Origin of the sequence: Achromobacter sp. 413638 (genome assembly GCF_043119405.1) — a bacterium.
Lineage (GTDB): Bacteria > Pseudomonadota > Gammaproteobacteria > Burkholderiales > Burkholderiaceae_B > Achromobacter.
This window is the reverse complement of the sequence record NZ_JBICCO010000002.1, coordinates 1-21,327: the sequence shown is the minus strand read 5'-3', so window position 1 is coordinate 21,327 and position 21,327 is coordinate 1. Positions and strand designations below refer to the sequence as shown.

Below are 21,327 nucleotides of genomic sequence, written 5' to 3'. Positions count from 1 at the left end.
TTTTTTCACAGGTGCGCGGTTGCGAAATCCTTATCGAGAGTTGTTCAAGGCGCCCGGCGCCGCCGGCTTCGTGCTGGCCGGCCTGATGGCGCGGCTGGCGCTGCCCATGGCGGGCATCGGCATCATCACCATGCTGTCCCAGCTGCGTGGCGCCTACGCATTGGCGGGGGCGGTGGCGGCCACGTTCTCGCTGTCCACCGCCTTGCTGGCGCCGTGGATATCGCGCCGGGTGGACCGGCACGGGCAGACCCGGGTGCTGCCGCTGGCGGCGGCCCTGAGCATCCTGGCGCTGGCGGGGCTGGCGGCCGGCGCGCATGGCAACTGGCCGGATTGGACCCTGTTCGTCTGCGCGGCGGCGGCCGGCGTCATGCCCAGCATGCCGGCCATGGTCCGGGCGCGCTGGAGTGCGCTGTACCGCGACCAGCCGCTGTTGCGCACGGCCTTCGCGCTGGAATCGGTGCTGGACGAGGTCACGCTGATCGTCGGCCCGCCGCTGGCGGTGGGGCTGAGCGTGGCCTGGTTTCCCCAGGCGGGGCCGCTGGCCGCAGCGGCGCTGCTGGCCGTCGGCATCACCGCGTTCAGCCTGCAGACCCGGACCGCGCCGCCGCTGAACCCGGCGCGCGCCGGCCGCGAGCCGACCGTGCTGCGCGTGGCAGCCTTGCGTAAGCTGACGTTCATGCTGGCCGCGATGGGCGTGATCGTGGGCGTCATCGATGTGATGAGCGTGGCCGTCGCCACGCGTCAGGGCGTGCCGGCGGGCGCCAGCATCGTGCTGTCCGTGTATGCGCTGGGTTCCTGCCTGGCCGGACTGGCGTTCGGCGCGATGCGCCTGTCCATGCCCTTGCCGCGCATGCTGGCCATCGCCGGCGCGATGACGGCGGCTACCACGCTGCCGCTGCTGTGGGTCGACGACCTGCTGGGCCTGTCGCTGGCGGTATTGGCGGCGGGCGTGTCGTTCGCCCCGACCATGATCATCGCCATGGGCATGGCGGAGGCGGCCGCGCCCGCGCATCGCCTGACCGAAAGCCTGACCTGGCTGATCACCGGCCTGTTCGCCGGCGTGGCGGCGGGCGCCGCGCTGGCGGGCTGGCTGGTGGATATGCATGGCATCCGCGCGGGTTTCGGCGCCGCGGTCGGCGCGGGCGCGGCGGTGCTGGCCATCGTGCTGTCCGGCGCCTTGCGTGGGCGTGACGCTGGCGCGTCTTCGGCGGCCTGAGCGGCGCGCCGACGCAGATAGAATTCCTGGCATGCGTGCCGCGGGGGCGCGTGATCGTCAGGAGAACAATATGTCCAGAACCGTGATCAATCCCGACACCGTCTTCAACTCGGTGCAATACGGCTTCAGCCAGGCCGTGGTCGTTACCGGCAGCCGCCGCATGTTGCTGTCGGGGCAGGTCGGCATCGACGTCCACGAGCGCACCGTGGGACCGGGCCTGCAGGAACAGACCGAGGCCGCGCTGGACAACATCGAGCGCGTGCTCGCCGCCGCGGGCGGACGGATCGATCAGGTCATCATGCTGCGCATCTATATCTGCGAAACGGCGCGTGAAGACCAGGAGGTGATCGCGCAGGCGTTGCGGGAGCGCTTCAAGTCGGATCCGCCGCCGTCGTCGTGGATCGTCGTCAGCGGCCTGTCGTTGCCGGAATGGCTGATCGAGATCGAAGCCGAGGCCATGCTGGACTAGAGGGCGTGGGCGGCGGGTCCGCGATGCCGCTGGCGCTAGGCGGAGGCCGCGCCGCGCGCGGGCTTGTCGCGCCAGGGGGGCGCGGCGAAGGCCTCTTTCAGATACGCGAGAAATCCCGCCGTGCGAGCCGGCAGATCCTGGCGCGATTTCACCAGCGCCACCACATTGGCCGGCGGCAGCGCCCATCCGGCCAGCAGCGGCACCAGCCTGCGGGCGCGCACATGGTCCGCCACGTCCCATTCCGAGCGGGCCACGATGCCCTGGCCGTCCAGCGCCCATTGCAGCGCCGCCGCGCCCGTGTTGCTGGAAAGCACCGGCGCGATACGCACACCGACCGCCGGGCCGCCGCCTTTCTTGAAGCGCCACAGGGTCACGTCCTCGTCGTTCTCGCGCAGCGCGATGCAATCATGCTCGCGCAGGTCCTCCGGCTTGGCCGGCGCGCCGTGACGCGCCAGATAAGCGGGCGAGGCGCAGAGGATGCGGCGGTTCGGCGCCAGCGGATAGGCCACCAGCGTGGAGTCGCGCAACTCGCCGATGTGCACCATCACGTCCCAGTCGTCGCTGGACAGCCGAGGCGGACCGTCGGACAGCGTCAGGCTGGCCGTGATGCCCGCGCTGCGCTGGCGGAACTGCGCGACCAGGCCGGCGATGTGGCGTTGCCCGAAACCCAGCGGCGCCACCACGCGCAGATGGCCGGCCACCATGCCCCGGCGGCCCGCCAGCTCGTCGGCCAGGTCATTGATTTCATTGCTGATCTGGGTGGCGCGCTGCGCCAGCAGGCGACCTTCGTCGGTCAGGGCGGTGCCACGGCCGGAACGGTTCACCAGGCGCACGCCCAGCCGCTTTTCCAGCGCGTTGAGCCGCTGCGTCACGGCGGGCGGCGTCACATCCAGCGCGCGCGCCGCCTGCGCCAGCGAACGGGTCGACGCCAGGCTCAGGAAGAAACGAAGATCGTCGGTGGTGATCATGCGGGCGCCTGGGGGATTCAGAACGGAATTAACTGACAATTAAGGCGATATTAAACATGCGAACGCGCATGCGCGCCATACTGCGGACACGGCGGGACTGCGTCCGCCATTGCTTCCCGACCCTACCGGGCGACCGAACCACGACTACAGAATCCGCCATGAACGACACGCTCAGCGCCTCGCAGCGCCCGACCCTGGAATCCCTGGACACGCCTTGCCTGGTCCTGGACGAGACGCGGATGACGCGCAACATCGAGCGCCTGAACGGCCTGATGGCAGGGCATGGCGTGCGCCTGCGGCCACACCTGAAGACGCCGAAATCCATCGACGTGGCGCGCCGTGTAATGACGGGGCCCACCGGCCCTGCGGCGGTCTCCACCTTGCAGGAGGCCGAGCAGTTCGCCGCCGCCGGCATCACGGACCTGCTCTACGCCGTGGGCGTGTCGCCGGCCAAACTGGATCGCGTGCTGGCCCTGCGCCGCCAGGGGGCGGACCTGACCGTGGTGGTCGACAGCCTTCAGGCCGCGAGCGCCGTCGCCGGGCGCGCGCAGGCCCAGGGCGAGATCATTCCAGCGCTGATCGAGATCGATTGCGACGGCCACCGCGCGGGTGTCCAGCCGGGCAATACCGAACAACTGCTGGCGATCGCCCGCGAGCTGCACGGCGCGGGCTGCCTGCGCGGCGTCATGACGCACGCAGGTGAGTCCTATGGCTGCCGCAGCGTCGAGGCCATCGCCTACATGGCCGAGCAGGAGCGGCGGGCGGCGGTGAGCTGCGCCGACGCCATCCGCGCCGCCGGCCTGCCGTGTCCGGTCGTCAGCGTGGGGTCCACTCCCACCGCCCATTTCGCCCGCAGCCTGGAGGGCGTGACCGAGGTGCGCGCCGGCGTCTACGTGTTCTTCGATCTGGTGATGGCGGGGCTGGGCGTATGCCAGGCCGACGATATCGCGGCATCGGTGCTGACCACGGTGATCGGACATCAGGCCGAAAAGGGCTGGATCCTGGTGGACGCGGGCTGGATGGCGATGTCGCGCGATCGCGGCACGGCGAAGCAGCCCGTGGACCAGCTGTACGGCCTGGTGTGCGATGCGCAGGGCCGGCCGTATCCCGACCTGCTGCTGGCCGAGACCAACCAGGAGCAGGGCATCATCAAGCTGCGCGCCGGCAGTGGCGCGACCTTGCCGGATCTGCCGTTGGGCACCAAACTGCGCATCCTGCCCAATCATGCCTGCGCCACCTGCGCGCAGCATGAGGCCTATGAAGTGGTGCGCGGAGCCTCGCCCGAGGTCGTCGCGCACTGGGAACGTTTCCGCGGCTGGTGAGCCGCGCCTGGACTGGAATCCGCATGGACCTGATTTACACCCCCGACGCCACGCCGCCCGCCGGCCATTATTCGCAGGCGGTGCGTGCCAACGGCTTTGTTTTTGTCTCGGGACAGCTCGGCTTCCTGGCACCGGCCGGGCCGGGCGCCCGGCCCGTGCTGGCGCAGGGCGCGGCGGCGCAGGCCGAAGCGGCGCTGCGCAGCATGGAAGCCATCCTGCTGGCGGCGGACTCGTCGCTGGCGGCCGTGGTCAACGTCACTGTCTACGTGCGCGACGTGGGCTTGTGGGACGAGGTCAACCGCGTTTACGAGCGCCGCTTTGGGGCGCACAAGCCGGCGCGCGCCATCGTGCCGACCGGCGAACTGCATTACGGCGCGCTGGTGGAAATCAGCGCCGTCGCGCTGGCGCAGGCATAGTCCCGCCTGGCCGGCTGCCTATAATGCGGGCGATTCCAGGCTACGGAGGATGTCCGCGATGCAGTACGAATATCTGTTCTGGTCCATGGCCGCCGTCGTGGCGGCGGCGCTGGCTGGCGGCGCGCTGTGCGGCCGGCTGGGATCGGTCAAACGGACCTTGATCGGGGTGGCGGCGCTGGCGGTGGCGATTTTCGTCGCGGTGCTGGTGTTGTCGCGCCTGAATGGATTCGCGGATCTGGCGGCGATGCTGTCCATCGCCGCCTTCATGTTCGGACTGGTGATCGCCGCCGCGGCCTCGCTGCTCACGCGGCGCATCCTGCTGCGCCGCGCGGAACGCTGAGCGGGCGGGAAGGGGTCTTATTCCTCTTCTTCGTAGTCCTCTTCGCCGTCCTCTTCGTATTCCTCTTCGTCCTCGTCGTCCTGCTCGAGGGCGTCATAGCCCTTCCAGGTGATGCGCCAGCGGGTCGCGCCGGCATTGGCGGCGGTTTCGCTGATCTGCTTGACCAGCCCGGCGTCGGCCAACAGGTCCATGTGATGCGCGATGAGCTGCAGGCCTTGCTCTTCGGGGTGCGGCGCCAGGGCGGCGTTCTTGATGTCCAGGGTGCTCAGGTTGGGGCCAGGCGCGTCGCGCAGGGCTCCCAGGATCGTGACGACCAGATCGAAATCGCGTTGCATGATGTCCACCATGTGGGGGTAGGGAAGAAACAGGCCGACAATAGCAGAGTTCCGCGGCAGCGATGCGACAGGGCCGGCGGCTGGGTTACAGTCCCGGATCGTTGGTTTACCGCATTGGCGCTACACGTATGAATGAAGCTATGCACGCCGCGCATGCCGCGCGCGTTTCCCGCCCCGGTCTCGAGGGCGCTTTTCCCTGGGGGGCCGGACGATGAAGAAGCCCGCCGAACGCGACTGCGTCGCCGTGGTGCCTGGTTACACCGGCCAGGTCGCGAAACTGTATCTGGGCCGCGACGAGGAAGGCCGTCTCGCTGGCGTCACCATTTTCGACCTGCTGGGACACGTCAAGCTGCAGGGCACGGTCGAGGAGGCCGCCGCCTGGGTGGGGGAGTGGTTGTCGCAGGAATCCGACAATCGCAAGGCCCGGCGCACCCAGCTGCTGGCGCAGTTGTTCCTGTGCAAACTGACGGGTGACGAGAAGGCCGCGTTCCTGGCCGCGCAGCAGGCGCTGGGGCGGACGCTGGCCGATGCCGGGGTGCGCAGCCGTAGCGTGGCCGCCACGTCGGGGGCGGCGCGCCCGTCGCTCGGGCCGAAAGTCAGGAATCGGTAGCACAAGGCTGTTATAGTCGCGCCTGGGCGTGATCATGCACCGTCATGAGGCATGCTCAAGCGGGCCTGGCCCGCGCATCAAGGAAGAAGGATCATGGAAATACAAAGTCGGCACCTTGCCGACGTGGCGGGCGGCGTCGAACTGCACACGACGCTGGACGGCGAGAGCATCAGCGTCTACGTCGTGACGGGCGTCACCGATCTCAACGCGATCGCAGAGATCGTCCCCCGCGAGAAAGTCGAGGCCGGAGCGGACATACACGCAGCCAATGTCGACAATATTGATAATGCGCAAGACCAGATCGACCAGGTCCTGGAAAATATGAACCCCGGCGACGTGGCGGTTTTCCTGTGCTCGGACACCGACGCTTTCGGCGCGGCGCTCGATCTGCTTGGTTTGCCCATCGACGAGTAAGCCTGGCGGCAAACCAGGGTGCCTGTGTAAACGACGTATATGAAGAGTTTGTTCGTATAAGGGTTTACACGGCATTTATATAAGCCTTGCTTGTTTTTTCATCATGCGTTGGTGTTTTGCACCAGTGCAGGGCTTTTTGTTTTCTATAAAAACGTGCGTGAATATTCGTTAGTTTCTCTTTGTTGCATTATTGGCACGCGTTTTTTAAGATTATATTGACTTGTGAGGGGAACCTAACGATAGTGTCGGCACACGATCACAAGCGTTGCGATTTTCGTTCAGTGCCGTGCCTTTTCCGGCTCAGTGTTATTGTTCTACTGTCCCCTCCTTGATTGATTCGTGACCTCCGGGCATTTGCCCATTATCTCTAGGAAATACAGTATGGAAACCGGCGTCGTTAAGTGGTTCAATTCGGAAAAAGGCTATGGCTTTATCACCCCGGAAGCGGGTGGTAAGGACCTGTTCGCCCACTTCTCCGAGATTCAGGGTTCGGGCTTCAAGTCTCTGGAAGAGAACCAGCGCGTCAGCTTCGTGACCGCCAACGGTCCGAAGGGTCCGCAAGCTACGAAGATTCAAGTCCTGTAAGGACCTGATTTTTCGGAAAAGCCCCCGTCAGGGGGCTTTTTTGTTTGACGATGACTCCAGCCCGGTACTTCGCTGGACTACGCCGAAGCTCGATACAGCAGGTTTATCAATAACTTAGGCGCGTCCATCATATGCCGGTGCTTTCTGAAACTTGACCCGGTTTCCCCTCGCGCCGCTCCTATGTGGCTCTTGGAACCGGGTCGTTCCAAGGAGTCATCATGGCAAAGATCAAGCTCACCAAGACCGCCGTAGAGGCGGCGCAACCCCAGGCCAAGGACGTCGAACTGCGGGATACCGTAGTGCCCGGCTTCCTGTGCAAGATTACCCCAGCGGGCCGCAAGGTGTTCATGCTCCAGTACCGCACGAACGCCGGTCAGCCCCGCAAGCCCTCGCTGGGGCTGTACGGGGAACTGACCGTGGAGCAGGCGCGCGTCATGGCGCAGGACTGGCTGGCCGAGGTTCGCCGGGGTGGCGACCCCGGCGGCGCCAAGGCCGAGGCGCGCAAGGCGCCCACGATGGAGGCGCTGTGCAAAAAGTTCATGGAGGACTACTCCAAGAAGCGCAACAAGCCCACCACGCAGCGCGGCTACCAGGCCGTCATTGACCGCTGCATCGTTCCGGTGCTGGGGCGCAAGAAAGTGCAGGACGTGAAGCGGCCCGACATTGCCGCGTTGATGGAAAAGTTCGCCTACAAGCCGGCCGAGGCGAACAACGCCTTTGGCGTGCTGCGCAAGATGTTCAACCTGGCCGAAGTGTGGGGCTACCGCCCGGACGGCACGAACCCGTGCCGCCACGTTCCGATGTTCCCGCCCGGCGAGGAAACCCGGCTCATCGTTGACGACGAGCTGGCGCTGATCTTTCGCCAACTGGAGAAGCTGGAGGCCGAAGGGCTGGAGAACTACGTCATCCCGCTGGCGATCCGCCTGCAATTCGAGTTCGCTGGCCGCCGTTCTGAAATCTGCACGCTCGAATGGAGCTGGATCGACCTGGAAAATCGCCGCGTCGTGTGGCCCGACAGCAAGACCGGCGGCCTTTCCAAGCCCATGAGCGCGGAAGCCCATCGGCTGCTTTCGACGGCCCCGCGCCGGGAGGGTTGCCCGTATGTCCTGCCGTCTCCCAACGACCCGGCCCGGCACCTGACCTTCGGCGAGCACTATGGCGGCTGGTGCCGGGTACTCAAGGCCGCTGGCGTCCCGCATGTCGGCACGCACGGCATCCGCCACCGCTCCACGACCGACATTGCCAATTCGGGCGTACCGACCAAGGTAGGCATGAAGCTGACGGGCCACAAGACCGTGGCGATGTTCATGCACTACGTCCACACCGAGGACAAGCCGGTGCGCGATGCGGCCGAGCTGGTGGCCAGCCGACGCCAGGCCATCACTGGCGCACGGCAGGCCGAAGGAGTGGCGGCATGAACCAGCGCAAGGCATCCGTAGCGTCACCCGCAGCGCCTTCGGCGCTGCTGGGCGACATTCGGGCACTGATCGAGGCGGCGCGGCAACGCGCCGCCTCGGCGGTGAATAGCGAGTTGACGATGCTCTATTGGCGCATCGGCCAGCGCATCCACACGCAGGTCTTGGAGGGCCGGCGAGCCGACTACGGCGAGGAAGTGGTGTTGACCCTGGCGGCGCAGTTGGTCAAGGAGTACGGCGGCAGTTTCGCGGTCAAGAACCTGCGCCGCATGGTGCAGTTCGCCGCCGCCTACCCGGACGAGCGAATTGTCGTATCACTGATACGACAATTGAGCTGGACGCATTTCATCGCCCTGATCCCGCTGAAAGACCCGCTCCAGCGGGACTACTACGCGCAGATGGCGAGCGCCGAACGCTGGAGCGTGCGAACGCTGCGCGAGCGCATCGACTCGATGCTGTACGAGCGCACGGCGCTGTCGCAGAAGCCAGGGGAGATGATCGCGCAGGAGCTGGCGACGATGCGCGATGCGCAGCGCATGTCGCCCGCGCTGGTCATGCGCGACCCGTACATTCTCGACTTCCTGGGGCTGCGTGACACTTGGCAGGAAAGCGACCTCGAAGCCGCGATCATTCGTGAAATGGAGTCATTCCTGCTGGAGCTGGGCGCAGGTTTCAGCTTCGTGGCCCGGCAGAAGCGCATCCCGATTGACGACGAGGATTTCCACCTCGACCTGCTTTTCTACAACCGCAAGCTGCGGCGGCTGGTGGCGGTGGAGTTGAAGGTCGGCGAGTTCAAGGCGGCCTACAAGGGCCAGATGGAGCTTTACCTTCGCTGGCTCGACAAGCACGAACGGGAGCCGGAGGAAGCCTCGCCGCTGGGCATCATCCTTTGCACCGGCAAGAAGCGCGAGCAGATCGAGTTGCTGGAGCTGGACAAGTCGGGCATCCACGTCGCCGAGTACCTGACCGCCTTGCCGCCAAGGGGTGTGCTGGTGGAGCGGTTGCAACAGGCAACGCAGCGGGCACAGTTGCAGATCGAGCAGCGCAAGACCGATAGCGGGTAGTCCTGTTCCCAGCAGTCGGGCGTCCCGGCGTTCCGCCGTCGCGCTGTCGTGCTGCGCATCGAGCCTCGCTGCGCGAGTCTCGCCCCATGCGGGCTTCCATCACTGACGCCTCCGGCCCTGGCGGGCCTGCGCGCTCCGCTTGCCCCAACAGCCGAGGGTGTGCAGTGGGGGTTTGGGGAGCAACGGAACAGAAAGTGCACTTAAGCCCAGCGCCTGCCCGCAAACCCTTGTGGCGTCTGGTTAGTTCGGGAAAACCATCCTTTTGTCGAACCCTGGCAGGCACTGACGCCAGTGTCATTTTCAGAAGACGACTGCACCATTCAGCGCGGTTTGAAGCCTGTTGTGCATACGGCTCCTGATAACCCGATATCAGGATTCCTCTGCACAAAACTCGTCTATGCTCAATACTCGTGTGCACCAAAGCGAGGTGAGCATGGCGACCGATACCGCACCGATTACCGAGCACGGCGTGGCCACCCTGCCAGAACAGGCATGGGAGCGTGCGCGTCGTCGTGCGGAGATCATTGGGCCGTTGGCGCAGTCGGAGACGGTTGGGCATGAAGCGGCCGACGCGGCAGCCCAGGCATTGGGGCTGTCCCGGCGGCAGGTCTACGTCCTGATCCGCCGTGCCCGGCTAGGTTCGGGGCTGGTCACTGACTTGGCTCTTGGGCAGTCGAGCGGTGGCAAAGGTAAAGGCCGCTTGCCGGAGTCGGTCGAACGAATCATCCGCGAGTTACTGCAAAAGCGCTTCCTGACCAAGCAGAAGCGTAGCTTGGCGGCGTTCCACCGCGAAGTTGTGCGGGCGTGCAAGCTGCAAAAGCTGCGGGTGCCGGCGCGCAACACGGTGGCACTGCGGATCGCCGGCCTCGATCCGCGCGAGGTCACTCACCGCCGGGAAGGACAAGATGCCGCCCGCGACCTGCAAGGTGTTGGTGGTGTTCCGCCACCCGTCTCCGCGCCGCTGGAGCAGGTACAGATCGACCATACGGTCATCGACCTGATCGTGGTCGATGAGCGCGACCGGCAACCGATTGGCCGCCCGTACCTGACCCTCGCCATCGACGTGTTCACCCGCTGCGTGCTCGGCATGGTCGTCACGCTGGAAGCCCCGTCTGCCGTTTCGGTTGGCCTGTGCCTCGTGCATGTCGCCTGCGACAAGCGTCCTTGGCTGGAAGGGCTGAAGGTGGAAATGGATTGGCCGATGAGCGGCAAGCCCTTGCTGCTCTACCTGGACAACGCGGCCGAGTTCAAGAGCGAGGCCCTGCGCCGGGGTTGCGAGCAGCATGGCATCCGGCTGGACTATCGTCCGCTGGGACAGCCGCACTTTGGCGGCATCGTGGAACGGATCATCGGCACGGCGATGCAGATGATCCACGACGATCTACCGGGAACAACCTTCTCCAACCCGGACCAGCGCGGCGACTACGATTCCGAAAACAAGGCTGCCCTGACGCTGCGCGAGCTGGAGCGCTGGCTCACATTGGCGGTAGGCACCTACCACGGTTCGGTGCACAACGGCCTGCTTCAACCACCGGCGGCGCGGTGGGCCGAGGCCGTGGCGCGCTCGGCTGCCTTGGCCTGGTCGGTTCCTCGGCCGTGGACTCGCCAGCCGCCGCCGTTAGGGATTCGGCCGACCTTCTTCACGTCGATGTGGACCATGTGGCCGGGCCGGCGGGCGATGATCTTGCGTGGTTCGCGGTTTGTATCTCCGTTCGGGTCGATGAACTTCCGGCGGTTCAGCCCGAGGGCATGAAGGTGACGAGAGACCGTACGACGGCTGATCTTGATGTCCTCGTCTTGGAGTTCGAAGGCGATCCGGGAGGCGGACCACTTCTGTGTGCGACGTAGGTCCTCGATCCGTGCCACGGTGTCCGCAGAAGTCGCTGTCGGCTGGCGGCGAGGGGTCGAGGAGCGATCCAGGAGGCCAAGCTCCCCATCCTGGCGGTAGCGGTTGACCCACTTCGATGCACACGCCCGAGAGATGCCCATCTCAGCTGCCACGTGCGCGATCGGACGGGTGCGGCAGCGTTCTACGAGCCGTCGACGACCTTCGAGGGGCAGCGGCGCATTGCGATGAACCATCCGTGTCAGCGAGCGCCCGGACGCATCGCAGCCGCAGTGTCCGCCGCTACAGCCAGCGCATCGGTCAGCGGCCGGTCGAGTAGCTGTGCAAGGTCAGGGCTGGAGTTGCTGAGCTGCCCATGTCGGACGCTGGTGGCGATCGAGGCGAGCATCGGCGGCTGGAACGGCAGCAGGGCGTCGTCGGCAAGGAGACGGGCGCGGTACTCGCCAAGGCCGATCGATCGGTGGGCGATCCCGAGATGCTCGGCGACGCCCCCAGTGGAAATCGGTTCGCCGACCAGCTCGTAGGTTTTGCCAGCGTGATCGGTCGGTTGACTGGCGACGATGGCTGCTGCGGCAGCCAGGTCGACACGAGCAACAGCTGAGAGAACACCATCGCCGAACGCCGACTCCAGACCGTTGGGCGTCCACGTCAACAGCGCCCCGAAGAGCTCGGCGTAGAGACCATTACGCAGGATCGTCCAGGCAAGGCCACTGTCCTTGACCAGGTCCTCAGTGACGCGGTGGGCAAGGGCGAACCCGAGGTGATCCCCGGTTCCGGTCAAGCTGGTGTAGATCACATGCAGCACGCCGTCACGGACAGCGGCATCAAGAACGGCCCGATGCCGGGCGATGACCTGGTCATCCTCGGCGTACCCGGCTGAGACCAGGACCAGCGTCGAGACACCAGTGAGGTCCAGGCTGGCGGGGTCGTCGAAGTCCAGGTGACGCTGCCCATCGGCCGGAGTCCTGCTGCCGCCCAAGGCGGGCACGCTTCGGTCGGCCAACTCCTGAAGCGTGAGGGATGCGAGCTGTCCGTTCGCGCCGGTAACCATAATCATTGCGGTCGTTCTCCTAGCAGCCTGTCGGACTTTTCCCCTCGCCGGTAGAATTGCGCATCGCTCCTGGAACCTGACTGTATGAGCCGCTTTCGACCGATAAACCGCGAAATCGACTACTTGCTCCCGCCGTCGGTGCAGGACTGGCTGCCCGAGTCACATTTGGCGCGCTACGTGGTGGAGGTCGTAGAGGGCCTGGATCTGTCGAAGCTGGAGAGCGTCTATGCGGGCCGTGGCAGCGCTGCCTACCATCCGGCTATGTTGCTGTCGTTGCTGATCTACGGCTATGCCACGGGTGCGTATTCAAGCCGCAAGATCGAGCGAGCCAGCTATGACTCCCTGGCGTTCCGGTTTATCGCCTGCGACCAGCACCCGGATCACGACACCCTGGCCAGCTTCCGCCGTCGCCACGGAGAGCAGTTCGCCGCGACCTTTGTGCAGGTACTGCAAATCGCGCGCGAGAACCAAGTCTCGCGTTTTGGCACGGTCAGTCTGGACGGCACCAAGATCCACGCCAATGCCTCGCGGCACAGCGCCCTGTCCTATGCTCACGCCGAGAAGATCGAGGCCCAGCTAAAGGCCGAGGTCCAGGAGATGCTCAAGCTGGCAGAAGCGGCCGATCAGAGCGACCTCCCCGACGGGGTCAGTCTGCCCGACGAGATCAAGCGGCGCGAAGACCGCCTGGCCGCCATAGCAGAAGCCAAGACCAAGATCGAAGCGCGGGCCAAGGAACGCCTCGAGCGCGAGCAGGCCGAGTATCAAGCCAAGCTGGACAAGCGCGAGGCCAAGGAAAAGGCCAACGGCAAGAAGCCTGGAGGCAAACCGCCGAAGCCGCCGCAGGTGGGCCCGCGCCCGGACGACCAGATCAACCTGACCGACGAAGAGTCGCGCATCATGAAGGTGGCTGGTGGCGGCTTCGAGCAGTGCTACAACGCCCAAGCGCTGGTCGATAGCGAATCCATGTTGGTCATGGCGCCGCATGTGACCCAGGCGGGCAACGACAAGGAACAGGTCGTACCGATGCTGGCCAAGCTTCAAGCGCTTCCCGAGGAGCTGAACCAGCCGGAGAAATTCCTGGCCGATAGCGGCTACTTCAGCGAGAAGAATGTCGAAGCCTGCGAGGCCGCCAGGATCGAGCCCCTGATTGCCGTGGGCCGCGACGCCCACCATCGGCACTGGCGCGAGCGTTTCGAAGAGCCGGCAGCGTCATCGGAGCCGACCAGTCCGGTCGACAAAATGAAGCACCGACTCAAGACCAAGGCCGGGCGCGCGGCCTATGGGCAGCGCAAGCAGACGGTGGAACCGGTATTCGGAATCATCAAGTCGGTGATGGGCTTCCGTCAGTTCCTGCTGCGCGGTCTGGCGAATGTCCAGAACGAATGGACCCTGGTGTGCCTGGCGTGGAACTTGAAACGCATGGCCACGTTGCGCCCGCATTCCGTTCAAAATGCGTGAACAGAGGCTGAATCCGCTCGAATTCAGGAAATTCAGGGCAACAACCGGTTAAAAACGCTCAAATAGTGGGCAATTCGCTTTGTCTTTGTCGCGCTCTGTCCATTTATGAATTCAAGTCCGACAGGCTGCTAGGTGGTTCTCATCAGTAACTACGATGAGTCTCGACCGATCAAGGACCGCCCACAAGGAGGCAGTTTGATGTCAGTGACGCACACCGAGGTAACCGCTGGACCCGCAGAGCTCGACCCGTGCGGCCAACCCGACCACCCCGACTGCGGGATCCGCGATGTCCTCGATCGCGTGGGCGACAAGTGGTCGGTCCTCGTGATCGTCGAGCTTGCCAATGGAGCACGCCGCTTCCGGCAGCTTCAGCGCGCCATCGATGGAATCTCCCAGCGGATGTTGACGCTCACGGTGCGCCGGCTGGAGCGCGATGGGCTGGTACTCCGGACCGTGTATCCGACCGTGCCTGCCCAAGTCGATTACCGACTTACCGAAACCGGCGCGAGTCTGTCCCATCTTGTCAAGGCGCTAGCGGACTGGTCACTTGAGCACCGAGACGACATCGCCCATGCGCGCCAGGCTTACGACGCGCAACATCCGGACAACGAGATCAGATGACCGTCCGCGTCATCAACCTCATGACCCGCAACACCTAGCGCGGACCGACACGGCATCCCTCACGAGGATGCGTTGTACGCCATGCTCCATGCCGAGGCGGCCGCGCCGGTGGAGGGGCGGCCTGGCATGGTGACGACGGTCTACGTGGGCCACCCCCACGGGCAGACCGAGCGCTACCTTGAGGTGATCGCTGAGGTGAATCCCCCGAGAGGGGTGCGGATCTTCCATGTGATGGATCTGACCGACAAGTACCGCCACCTGTTGTCCTGAGGGAGGGACTGAACATGAACCACGAGTACGAGACCTTGGCTGATCGGGCTGAGGCTGGAGAGCTGAGCATCATCCCTGGCACTATCCGCCGTGGAGCCGAGGCCCGGGCTGAGGCTACTCGGTTGCTGATGGAGGCCACGGGGGCGCAGCGGGTGGAGGATGTGATCCCGCTGGCTGTGGGCCGTCCGAGGGCGGGGCAGGAGTCCGGGCCGTCGCCGACGGTGCGCACGCGTGTTCCGCAGGCGCTGAAGGATCAGTTGGCCGAGCTGGCCCAGCGGCAGCACCGCACGGAGTCTGCGGTGATGCGTGATGCCCTGGAGGCGTACGTGGTGCAGAAGGCCGGCTAACCGGTTCAGAGCTCACACGTGCCCACTCACCTGCATCCAGCGAGCCTTCGTCCGGCAGCACGTAGAACACGCCGCCGCGCGCGAAGGTGGGGCTGACGACCTGCTCGTAGAACGCCGGAGACACGTTGATGCAGCCGTGGGTGACCCGGTTGTCATCCGGCGTTGGCGAGGCCAGACGCTCGGGGCGCTTTTCCTCCGGCACGCCGGTCGCGGTCGGGTGGATCGAGACCGCGGAGTCGTAGTCGACCCACAGCACGCGGCCGGCATCGATGGACGGACCGTAGCCGCCGACGAAGCGGCCCGCCGGGGTGGTGCGGTCGCGGCCGGGGATCTCGCGCAGGGCGAGGCCCGCGATGCCGGGGGCGGTGTGGTCGCCCACGGCGGAGCCGAACAGGCCGGGCGCGGCGCCGCGCAGGCGGCCATCGCCGCCGAACACGAGGATCTGGGCGGCGGCCTTGTCCATGATCGCGAAGGGATAGCCCTGGCTGTCGCCGGAGGCGACGACCCAGCCGGCCAGTTCGATCACCGTGTCGGAGACGTCCTGGCCGCGGGGCAGTTCGTCCAGTGACGTCACCGGCGGGGTGCCGTCGTCGCGCGCGCTGGCGGTGGCGCCCACGCTGACCAGCGCCAGCGCCAGCGCAACCGCGCGCCGGCCCGGGTGGGGGAGGGAGTGGGGGAAAGTACGGATGGGAAGCTCCTCGGGGGCGGAACACCATCCAACGCGGGGATCCGCGCCGCGCAGGCGACGGATCCCCGCGCCGGTCGGTCAAGCGGAGTGCGTGCTCACCCGCGCGGCACGCGGCGCGGCGACGATTCCAGCTGCTGCACGCGGCCTTCGATCTGGTCGAGGCGCTGGTTGGCGCGCTGGGCGCCCTGATTGGCGGATTCGGCGCTCTGGGCCGCGCCCTGCACCTGGGTGTCGAGGCGGTCGAGGCGGGAGTCGCCGCGGCAATGTCTGACGCGAAGATCAGAACGCACGATACGAACGTGCGAACACAGGCGCAACACTGAGCAGCCGTCCCCGCACCGGAGCGCTGCGTGCCGCGCCTCGCCACATCCCGGCGGCAAGCCGCGGGATGCGCGCCACTGCCGTCCGCCCACACCGGTTCGCGGTACGCGCGCCACGCGCCCGAGCGCACGCTGCTGTACGCGTTGGTAGAGGCGCACTACCCGGACTTCATTGTACGGATCGAAGCGGAGGGCCGCTCGCTGCCCGGATATGTCCGCGAGGCGTTCGATGCCTACCTGCGTTGCGGCGTGCTCGAGCACGGCTTCCTGCGGGTGGTGTGCGAGCACTGCCGTGCAGAGAGGCTGGTGGCGTATTTCTGCAAGAAGCGCGGGCTGTGCCCGAGCTGCGGCGCACGGCGCATGGCCGAGTCGGCGCGGCATCTGGTGGACGAGGTGTTCGGCCCGCGGCCTGTGCGGCAATGGGTGCTGAGTTTCCCCTACCCGTTGCGCTTCCTGTTCGCCAGCAAGCCTGAGGCGATCGGCCCGGTGCTGGGCATCGTGCATCGTGTGATCGCCGGTTGGCTTGCCGATCAGGCCGGCGTGCCGCGGGATACGGCGCAATGCGGTGCGGTGACCCTGATCCAGCGCTTCGGCAGCGCGCTGAATCTCAACATCCACTTCCACATGCTGTGGCTCGACGGCGTGTACGAGGACACCACCGAGCGTCCGCAGCGCAAGCCGCGCCTGCACCGCACCCGTGCGCCCACATCGGCGCAACTGACGGAACTGGCCAACACCATCGCGCATCGCGTCTGCCGGCACCTGACGCGCAAAGGCTGGCTGGAAGGCGAAGACGAATCCGTGTTCCTGTCCGACAGCGCGGGTAGCGACGACGGCATGGATGGGCTGCGGATGAGTTCGATGACCTACCGCATCGCCACCGGTCGCGACGCTGGCCGCAAGGTCGTCACGCTGCAAACATTGCCCGGTGACGCAGGCTCGCTGGAGGGCGATGCCGGCAAGGTCGGCGGCTTCTCGCTGCATGCCGGCGTGGCCGCGGAAGCACACGAAAGCCACAAGCTCGAAAAGCTGTGCCGCTACATCACGCGCCCGGCGATCAGCGAGCAGCGGCTGTCGATCTCACCGCAGGGTAGGGTGCGGTATCAGCTCAAGACGCCGTGGCGCAATGGCACCACGCATGTCGAATGGGATGCGGTGGACTTCATCGCCAAGCTGGCGGCACTGGTCCCGCCACCTCGCGCCCACCTGACCCGCTTCCACGGGGTGTTTGCCCCGAACGCCGCCCTGCGCGCACAGTTGACGCCATCGGGGCGCGGCAAGCGGCCTGCGAGCGATGCAGTGCCGGTGGACGTCAGCGCCCACGACGAGCCGCGCAGCCCCGAGCAGAAGCGCCGTGCGATGAGCTGGGCGCAACGGCTCAAGCGGGTCTTTTCCATCGACGTCACCACCTGCGCCCACTGCGGCGGCGCGGTGCGGATCGTCGCCAGCATCGAGGAACCCACCGCCATCCGCGCCATCCTCGCCCACTTCGAGAAGCACGGCGCGCTGGAGCAAGCGCACTACCGGCCCGCAGCGCGCGCGCCGCCGCCGGCCGCGTGACGAGGTGCCGGCCACACAGCCGGCAGCCAAGCCAGAGTCCGATCCGATGCGGCCACGACCCCGCAGGGCTGCGCTCGGCCCTGTGCCGGGATTCGGTGAGAAATGGCTACGCACTGAGCCGCTGCGTGGCCCCGCGATGTCGAAAACCCACGCATGAACCCCCGATCTGTGCCCGATCTGTGCCCAAAGCGGCGCTTGCGCGGCCGCTTCCTACCTGCCAGACTCGCCAAAAAGGGCGGTTGAACTTCCTATACCCTGCCGCCCTTCGTTCGGAATAGCCCACCACCATGACGCCGCCTCCCGCCTCCTTCGTCACGCGCGCTTCGCTGGCCGTTGATCTCACCAAGCTCGGCCTTGCTCCTGGCGATGCCGTGATGGTCCACGCGGCCGTGAGCAAGGTCGGCCGCCTGCTCGACGGCCCTGACACCATCATCGCCGCGCTCTGCGATGTCGTTGGCCACGAGGGCACCGTCCTCGCCTATGCCGATTGGGAAGCGCGCTATGAAGATCTGTGCGACGAGGACGGCCGCGTGCCGCCGGAATGGCGCGACCACATCCCACCCTTCGATCCGCAGCGCTCACGCGCGATCCGCGACAACGGCGTACTGCCGGAGTTCCTGCGGACGACGCCCGGGGCATTGCGCAGTAGCAATCCTGGCGCCTCCATCGTCGCGCTCGGAGCGAAGGCGGAATGGTTCACCGCCGATCATCCGCTCGACTACGGCTATGGCGAGGGCTCGCCGCTCGCCAAGCTCGTCGCCGCCGGCGGCAAGGTGCTGATGCTCGGCGCTCCGCTCGACACGCTGACGCTACTACACCATGCCGAGCATCTGGCCGACATCCCCGGCAAGCGCATCAAGCGGGTCGAGGTGCCGCTGGCGACGCCCGCCGGCAGGCAATGGCGCATGATCGAGGAATTCGATACCGGCGATCCGATCGTCGACAGGCTGGCCGAGGACTATTTCGCGGAGATCGTGACCCAATTTCTCGCCAGCGGCCAAGGCCGACAGGGTTTGATCGGTAGCGCTTCTTCCGTTCTGGTCGGTGCGGCGGCGATCACCGCCTTTGGCGTGAGCTGGCTCGAAACGCGGTTCGGCTCAGGCTCGCCCTGATTGTGAACGCCACCGCCCAAGCAGTTGGGCACAGAATCTTCTCCGCTACACCGCCCCGTCGCGCCTGCCGCCGCGATGCTCGCCGGCCAGTTTTCGGATCGCCCAGAAATAGGCCGGGTAAGGCAGCAACCGCATCCCCTTCATCAGCCAGGCGAGACGACGGGGGAAGACGATCTCGAAGCCGCCTCGGGCAAAGCCCTCGACGATGCGCGCGGCCGCCGCCTCGAGCGACACCATGAACGGCATCGGAAAGCTGTTGCGCTTGGTCATCGGAGTTTCGACGAAACCCGGATTGACCAATTGCAGCCGGATGCCGTGCCGTTCGCAATCGAACCGCAGCGCCTCGCAGAGATGGATCGCAGCCGCCTTGGAGGCTCCGTAGGCGGCCGCGCCCGGCAGGCCGCGATAGCCCGCCAGCGAGGCGTTGACCGCGATCTGGCCCTTGCCGCGCGAGGCCATGCGCTCGGCGACGGCGGCGGCGCCTCGCACGACACCGATGAGATTGACCGCGAAGACCTGCTCAAAGGCGGCGACATCGATCAGGCCCGGTCCGTTGCGCGGGGCGATGCCGGCGTTGAGGAAGGCGAGCGCGATCGGCCCGTGCACGCTCTCGATGCCCTCGACCACAGCGGCCATGGCGGCGGGATCGGCGACGTCGCCGACATGGGCGACGATCCGTCCCGGCAGCCCCCCGGCGCTGAGCGCCAGCGCCTCGAGCTTGTCGAGCCGGCGCGCCGTCGCGGCGACCGTCCAGCCGCGCCGCGCCAGTTCCAACGCCACGGCCGCGCCGATGCCGGAGCTCGCCCCGGTCACCCAGGCGACGCCATCCTGCGGTTCGATGCGCGGCGGGGTCATGTCTCGATCGGGCCTCCATGCCGCGGCAGTCTTGTGCCGGACCCTAGTGATGACAGGCCCGCAGCGGAAGCCCTGCCGATGACGTGGCCACTTGGCCTCCACCGGCTTTTCCAGCCCGGCCTCGCCTGCGATAAACCGAGCGAACCATGGAGATCGCGATGCCGACCGAATTGCTGTTCCGAGACGATGCCTACCTGACCGAAACGCAAGCGACCGTCGTCGCGATCAATGAGCGCGGCGGCATCGAGCTCGATCGGACCGTATTCTACGCCACCGGCGGCGGCCAGCCGGGCGATGCCGGCGTGCTCGTCCGCGGCGACGGCTCCGAAATCGCGATCGGCACCGCGATCTACAATCTCACCCCGCCGATGGTCTGCGGCCCGAAGCGGAGCATACCGGTGCCCTTGAGCACCTCGATGCGCTCATAGCGCTCGATCGGCGGGTGGAAGTAGCTCGCGTTGTCGCCGTAGGGGGCAAACGCGAAGGGCAGGCCATCTTCCAGGAGCAGAACCTTGGTCGAGCGCGTCGGGTTCAGGCCGCGGATGCCGATGTTGGGCCGCAGGCCGAAGCCTTCCTCGTCGCGGACGACCACGCCCGGCACCTTGCGCAGCGCCTCGGCGACCGAGAGCACGCGGGCGCTCTCGAGCTCGGCCTGATCGAGCACCTGCGCACTGCCGGGCTGCGCGGCGGCACGCTCCTTCGTGCCGACCACCACGACCCGGTCGAGCTCGGCGGCATCGTCGGCGAAGGCGGGGCCGCAGACGGCGGCGATGCTGAGGCTGAGCAGGGTGCGACGGAGCGGATACATGGGCGTAGGTCTCGAAGGCGCGATGCGCGGCGCGCGGATTCTACGTGATGATGCGAATCATTCGCAACAATAAAACTCTGCATCCAAGCCCAGGGTTGGTGTCGCTCAGCGTCCTCCACGGGCGCAGGATCGACAAGCATGGTCCAGCGCGAGGGCATCGGCGCCGAGCCTGCACGAGAAAGCGCGGCAGGCGAGAAGGGTGACGGCGTCTGTACCTGGGAAGCCGCGCGATGTGGCTACGCCGTGGCCGTCGGGCGTGCTTCCTCGTGTGGCGCAGCGCACCTTCGGTCATACGCGGCCGACGCGGTGCAACAATTCTAGACCTGACCCTCTGCGCCGCAGTCGAATCGGGAACTCTCATCCCCGTTTTGCGGGTTGTCCGCCGGTTTCTGGCCAGCTTCAGGATCGATTGTCATGCGCCGCAGTTGTTGTACCCGGAGGATCACCCTGATGCCGTCAGCGGGGCACTCTGCTGAGGGCTGCTGGCGCGAGAGCGGGGGTTTTTAGAGGTGCCCTCAGGTAGGTGATTTGCTACGCTGCGCCGCGCCGATGTCTTACCCATGCGCGGGAGAAATGCCGATGGGCGGCGATGAGGCCGCGCGGAACACTGTGCAGCCGTCGATGCGCAGGATCGTTCCGTGCTGTGCCTCACCGCACCGGAGGGACGCGCCGCGCCGCGTGTCGCCCGTGCCGCAAACACCGCGCTGGCGGCCGCGCCGAGCTACGCACGCCATGTTCCCGAGCGCACGCTGCTGTACGCGCTAGTGCAGGCGCACTACCCGGACTTCATCGCGCGTCTTGAGGCCGAAGACCGCCCGCTGCCCGAGTATGTGCGCGAGGAGTTCGAGACCTACCTGCGCTGCGGCGTGCTCGAGCACGGCTTCCTGCGCGTGGTCTGCGAGCAGTGCCGGGCCGAGAGGCTGGTGGCGTATTCCTGCAAGAAGCGCGGCTTCTGCCCCAGCTGCGGGGCGCGGCGCATGGCCGAGAGCGCGCGGCACCTGGTGGAGGAGGTGTTTGGCCCGCGGCCGGTGCGGCAATGGGTGCTGAGTTTTCCGTACCCGTTGCGCTTCCTGTTCGCCAGCAAGCCTGAGGCGATCGGCCCGGTGCTGGGCATCGTGCATCGTGTGATCGCCGGTTGGCTTGCCGATCAGGCCGGCGTGCCGCGGGATACGGCGCAATGCGGTGCGGTAACGCTGATCCAGCGCTTCGGCAGCGCGCTGAACCTGAATGTTCACTT

At 66.4% G+C, this 21,327-nt stretch carries 25 protein-coding genes and 2 pseudogenes; 20 read left to right on the top strand and 7 right to left on the bottom strand.

Annotation, left to right across the window (positions count from 1 at the left end; translation table 11 throughout):
- Positions 1–19 precede the first annotated feature (19 nt).
- Positions 20–1,216: an MFS transporter gene (locus tag ACEU5R_RS01305; RefSeq protein ID WP_392408869.1), complete on the top strand. Its 1,197-nt coding sequence runs from the start codon at positions 20–22 to the stop codon at positions 1,214–1,216.
- A 70-nt stretch (positions 1,217–1,286) separates the two neighbouring features.
- On the top strand, positions 1,287–1,685 hold the full coding sequence (locus tag ACEU5R_RS01300) for a RidA family protein (RefSeq protein WP_103275081.1): 399 nt from the start codon (positions 1,287–1,289) through the stop codon (positions 1,683–1,685).
- A gap of 35 nt (positions 1,686–1,720) precedes the next feature.
- On the opposite strand, the gene ACEU5R_RS01295 is transcribed toward ACEU5R_RS01300, so the two are convergent.
- A complete protein-coding gene (locus tag ACEU5R_RS01295; protein ID WP_103275080.1) occupies positions 1,721–2,653 on the bottom strand; it encodes a LysR family transcriptional regulator in 933 nt (310 codons plus the stop codon).
- 158 nt (positions 2,654–2,811) lie between these two features.
- Between ACEU5R_RS01295 and ACEU5R_RS01290 the strand changes: the two genes are divergently transcribed.
- The 3 genes from ACEU5R_RS01290 to ACEU5R_RS01280 are packed head-to-tail and all read left to right on the top strand — an operon-like array spanning position 2,812 to position 4,731.
- Positions 2,812–3,975: a DSD1 family PLP-dependent enzyme gene (locus ACEU5R_RS01290; protein ID WP_392408868.1), complete on the top strand. Its 1,164-nt coding sequence runs from the start codon at positions 2,812–2,814 to the stop codon at positions 3,973–3,975.
- Positions 3,976–3,998: 23 nt separating this feature from the next.
- Positions 3,999–4,391: a RidA family protein gene (locus ACEU5R_RS01285; protein ID WP_103275078.1), complete on the top strand. Its 393-nt coding sequence runs from the start codon at positions 3,999–4,001 to the stop codon at positions 4,389–4,391.
- Between the two features lie 58 nt (positions 4,392–4,449).
- Entirely contained in the window at positions 4,450–4,731 is a 282-nt protein-coding gene (locus tag ACEU5R_RS01280) for a hypothetical protein (protein ID WP_392408867.1), read from the top strand.
- A gap of 17 nt (positions 4,732–4,748) precedes the next feature.
- On the opposite strand, the gene ACEU5R_RS01275 is transcribed toward ACEU5R_RS01280, so the two are convergent.
- Entirely contained in the window at positions 4,749–5,066 is a 318-nt protein-coding gene (locus ACEU5R_RS01275) for a DUF2513 domain-containing protein (RefSeq protein ID WP_392408866.1), read from the bottom strand.
- A 211-nt stretch (positions 5,067–5,277) separates the two neighbouring features.
- Between ACEU5R_RS01275 and ACEU5R_RS01270 the strand changes: the two genes are divergently transcribed.
- The 6 genes and pseudogenes from ACEU5R_RS01270 to ACEU5R_RS01245 all read left to right on the top strand — a co-directional run.
- Complete coding sequence (locus tag ACEU5R_RS01270) at positions 5,278–5,676, top strand: hypothetical protein (protein WP_392408865.1); 399 nt, start codon at positions 5,278–5,280, stop codon at positions 5,674–5,676.
- Between the two features lie 93 nt (positions 5,677–5,769).
- Complete coding sequence (locus tag ACEU5R_RS01265) at positions 5,770–6,090, top strand: hypothetical protein (RefSeq protein ID WP_103275076.1); 321 nt, start codon at positions 5,770–5,772, stop codon at positions 6,088–6,090.
- Between the two features lie 381 nt (positions 6,091–6,471).
- Positions 6,472–6,675: a cold-shock protein gene (locus ACEU5R_RS01260; RefSeq protein WP_006220190.1), complete on the top strand. Its 204-nt coding sequence runs from the start codon at positions 6,472–6,474 to the stop codon at positions 6,673–6,675.
- Positions 6,676–6,893: 218 nt separating this feature from the next.
- Positions 6,894–8,093 carry a site-specific integrase gene (locus tag ACEU5R_RS01255; protein WP_023101691.1) on the top strand — a complete coding sequence of 400 codons (1,200 nt, stop codon included), beginning with the start codon at positions 6,894–6,896 and terminating at the stop codon, positions 8,091–8,093.
- Positions 8,090–9,154 carry a YhcG family protein gene (locus ACEU5R_RS01250; protein ID WP_023101690.1) on the top strand — a complete coding sequence of 355 codons (1,065 nt, stop codon included), beginning with the start codon at positions 8,090–8,092 and terminating at the stop codon, positions 9,152–9,154. The genes ACEU5R_RS01255 and ACEU5R_RS01250 overlap by 4 nt, the downstream gene beginning before the upstream one ends.
- A gap of 433 nt (positions 9,155–9,587) precedes the next feature.
- Positions 9,588–10,718, top strand: a pseudogene (locus tag ACEU5R_RS01245) (transposase family protein); the annotation flags it as partial.
- Here ACEU5R_RS01245 and ACEU5R_RS01240 read toward each other — a convergent pair.
- Positions 10,691–11,236: pseudogene (locus tag ACEU5R_RS01240) on the bottom strand (helix-turn-helix domain-containing protein); the annotation flags it as partial. The pseudogenes ACEU5R_RS01245 and ACEU5R_RS01240 overlap by 28 nt on opposite strands.
- Positions 11,237–11,241: 5 nt before the next feature.
- Complete coding sequence (locus ACEU5R_RS01235; RefSeq protein WP_027020466.1) at positions 11,242–12,057, bottom strand: NAD(P)H-binding protein; 816 nt, start codon at positions 12,055–12,057, stop codon at positions 11,242–11,244.
- A 78-nt stretch (positions 12,058–12,135) separates the two neighbouring features.
- On the opposite strand from ACEU5R_RS01235, the gene ACEU5R_RS01230 reads away from it, so the two are divergent.
- The 5 genes from ACEU5R_RS01230 to ACEU5R_RS01210 all read left to right on the top strand — a co-directional run bounded on the left by ACEU5R_RS01230 (position 12,136) and on the right by ACEU5R_RS01210 (position 15,315).
- Complete coding sequence (locus ACEU5R_RS01230; RefSeq protein ID WP_003458619.1) at positions 12,136–13,509, top strand: IS1182 family transposase; 1,374 nt, start codon at positions 12,136–12,138, stop codon at positions 13,507–13,509.
- Between the two features lie 198 nt (positions 13,510–13,707).
- A complete protein-coding gene (locus ACEU5R_RS01225) occupies positions 13,708–14,130 on the top strand; it encodes a helix-turn-helix domain-containing protein (RefSeq protein ID WP_128318346.1) in 423 nt (140 codons plus the stop codon).
- An 81-nt stretch (positions 14,131–14,211) separates the two neighbouring features.
- Positions 14,212–14,400 carry a hypothetical protein gene (locus tag ACEU5R_RS01220; RefSeq protein ID WP_128318351.1) on the top strand — a complete coding sequence of 63 codons (189 nt, stop codon included), beginning with the start codon at positions 14,212–14,214 and terminating at the stop codon, positions 14,398–14,400.
- A gap of 14 nt (positions 14,401–14,414) precedes the next feature.
- Positions 14,415–14,747, top strand: coding sequence for a ribbon-helix-helix protein, CopG family (locus tag ACEU5R_RS01215; RefSeq protein WP_128318345.1), 333 nt, complete (start codon positions 14,415–14,417; stop codon positions 14,745–14,747).
- Between the two features lie 136 nt (positions 14,748–14,883).
- Entirely contained in the window at positions 14,884–15,315 is a 432-nt protein-coding gene (locus ACEU5R_RS01210) for a hypothetical protein (RefSeq protein ID WP_368077736.1), read from the top strand.
- A 215-nt stretch (positions 15,316–15,530) separates the two neighbouring features.
- Here the strand turns inward: ACEU5R_RS01210 and ACEU5R_RS01205 are convergent, their stop codons facing one another.
- Positions 15,531–15,725, bottom strand: a complete 195-nt coding sequence (locus ACEU5R_RS01205; RefSeq protein WP_019186234.1) for a hypothetical protein — start codon at positions 15,723–15,725, stop codon at positions 15,531–15,533.
- A 108-nt stretch (positions 15,726–15,833) separates the two neighbouring features.
- Here ACEU5R_RS01205 and ACEU5R_RS01200 point away from each other — a divergent pair, with 108 nt between their 5' ends.
- Both ACEU5R_RS01200 and aac(3) read left to right on the top strand, forming a co-directional pair.
- Positions 15,834–17,315 (top strand): transposase, encoded by a 1,482-nt coding sequence (locus ACEU5R_RS01200; protein WP_392408929.1) that lies wholly within the window; start codon positions 15,834–15,836, stop codon positions 17,313–17,315.
- Between the two features lie 287 nt (positions 17,316–17,602).
- Positions 17,603–18,427, top strand: coding sequence for an aminoglycoside 3-N-acetyltransferase (gene aac(3), locus ACEU5R_RS01195; protein WP_241342122.1), 825 nt, complete (start codon positions 17,603–17,605; stop codon positions 18,425–18,427).
- A gap of 45 nt (positions 18,428–18,472) precedes the next feature.
- Here aac(3) and ACEU5R_RS01190 read toward each other — a convergent pair whose 3' ends face one another.
- Positions 18,473–19,282, bottom strand: a complete 810-nt coding sequence (locus tag ACEU5R_RS01190) for an SDR family oxidoreductase (RefSeq protein WP_092156959.1) — start codon at positions 19,280–19,282, stop codon at positions 18,473–18,475.
- 146 nt (positions 19,283–19,428) lie between these two features.
- On the opposite strand from ACEU5R_RS01190, the gene ACEU5R_RS01185 reads away from it, so the two are divergent.
- A complete protein-coding gene (locus ACEU5R_RS01185; protein WP_206617213.1) occupies positions 19,429–19,710 on the top strand; it encodes a hypothetical protein in 282 nt (93 codons plus the stop codon).
- On the opposite strand, the gene ACEU5R_RS01180 is transcribed toward ACEU5R_RS01185, so the two are convergent.
- Positions 19,632–20,090 carry a TonB-dependent receptor plug domain-containing protein gene (locus tag ACEU5R_RS01180; RefSeq protein ID WP_128318342.1) on the bottom strand — a complete coding sequence of 153 codons (459 nt, stop codon included), beginning with the start codon at positions 20,088–20,090 and terminating at the stop codon, positions 19,632–19,634. The genes ACEU5R_RS01185 and ACEU5R_RS01180 overlap by 79 nt on opposite strands.
- Before the next feature lie 641 nt (positions 20,091–20,731).
- On the opposite strand from ACEU5R_RS01180, the gene ACEU5R_RS01175 reads away from it, so the two are divergent.
- Positions 20,732–21,327, top strand: a 596-nt coding sequence (locus ACEU5R_RS01175) for a transposase zinc-binding domain-containing protein (RefSeq protein ID WP_392408863.1), incomplete at its 3' end; no start/stop codon positions are given.

Bases quoted from the DNA above. Each gene is read 5' to 3' on its own strand.
- ACEU5R_RS01300 (WP_103275081.1), top strand. From the start codon at position 1,287: ATGTCCAGAACCGTGATCAATCCCGACACCGTCTTCAACTCGGTGCAA.
- ACEU5R_RS01295 (WP_103275080.1), bottom strand. From the start codon at position 2,653: ATGATCACCACCGACGATCTTCGTTTCTTCCTGAGCCTGGCGTCGACC.
- ACEU5R_RS01290 (WP_392408868.1), top strand. From the start codon at position 2,812: ATGAACGACACGCTCAGCGCCTCGCAGCGCCCGACCCTGGAATCCCTG.
- ACEU5R_RS01285 (WP_103275078.1), top strand. From the start codon at position 3,999: ATGGACCTGATTTACACCCCCGACGCCACGCCGCCCGCCGGCCATTAT.
- ACEU5R_RS01280 (WP_392408867.1), top strand. From the start codon at position 4,450: ATGCAGTACGAATATCTGTTCTGGTCCATGGCCGCCGTCGTGGCGGCG.
- ACEU5R_RS01275 (WP_392408866.1), bottom strand. From the start codon at position 5,066: ATGCAACGCGATTTCGATCTGGTCGTCACGATCCTGGGAGCCCTGCGC.
- ACEU5R_RS01270 (WP_392408865.1), top strand. From the start codon at position 5,278: ATGAAGAAGCCCGCCGAACGCGACTGCGTCGCCGTGGTGCCTGGTTAC.
- ACEU5R_RS01265 (WP_103275076.1), top strand. From the start codon at position 5,770: ATGGAAATACAAAGTCGGCACCTTGCCGACGTGGCGGGCGGCGTCGAA.
- ACEU5R_RS01260 (WP_006220190.1), top strand. From the start codon at position 6,472: ATGGAAACCGGCGTCGTTAAGTGGTTCAATTCGGAAAAAGGCTATGGC.
- ACEU5R_RS01255 (WP_023101691.1), top strand. From the start codon at position 6,894: ATGGCAAAGATCAAGCTCACCAAGACCGCCGTAGAGGCGGCGCAACCC.
- ACEU5R_RS01250 (WP_023101690.1), top strand. From the start codon at position 8,090: ATGAACCAGCGCAAGGCATCCGTAGCGTCACCCGCAGCGCCTTCGGCG.
- ACEU5R_RS01235 (WP_027020466.1), bottom strand. From the start codon at position 12,057: ATGATTATGGTTACCGGCGCGAACGGACAGCTCGCATCCCTCACGCTT.
- ACEU5R_RS01230 (WP_003458619.1), top strand. From the start codon at position 12,136: ATGAGCCGCTTTCGACCGATAAACCGCGAAATCGACTACTTGCTCCCG.
- ACEU5R_RS01225 (WP_128318346.1), top strand. From the start codon at position 13,708: ATGTCAGTGACGCACACCGAGGTAACCGCTGGACCCGCAGAGCTCGAC.
- ACEU5R_RS01220 (WP_128318351.1), top strand. From the start codon at position 14,212: ATGCTCCATGCCGAGGCGGCCGCGCCGGTGGAGGGGCGGCCTGGCATG.
- ACEU5R_RS01215 (WP_128318345.1), top strand. From the start codon at position 14,415: ATGAACCACGAGTACGAGACCTTGGCTGATCGGGCTGAGGCTGGAGAG.
- ACEU5R_RS01190 (WP_092156959.1), bottom strand. From the start codon at position 19,282: ATGACCCCGCCGCGCATCGAACCGCAGGATGGCGTCGCCTGGGTGACC.
- ACEU5R_RS01185 (WP_206617213.1), top strand. From the start codon at position 19,429: ATGGAGATCGCGATGCCGACCGAATTGCTGTTCCGAGACGATGCCTAC.
- ACEU5R_RS01180 (WP_128318342.1), bottom strand. From the start codon at position 20,090: ATGTATCCGCTCCGTCGCACCCTGCTCAGCCTCAGCATCGCCGCCGTC.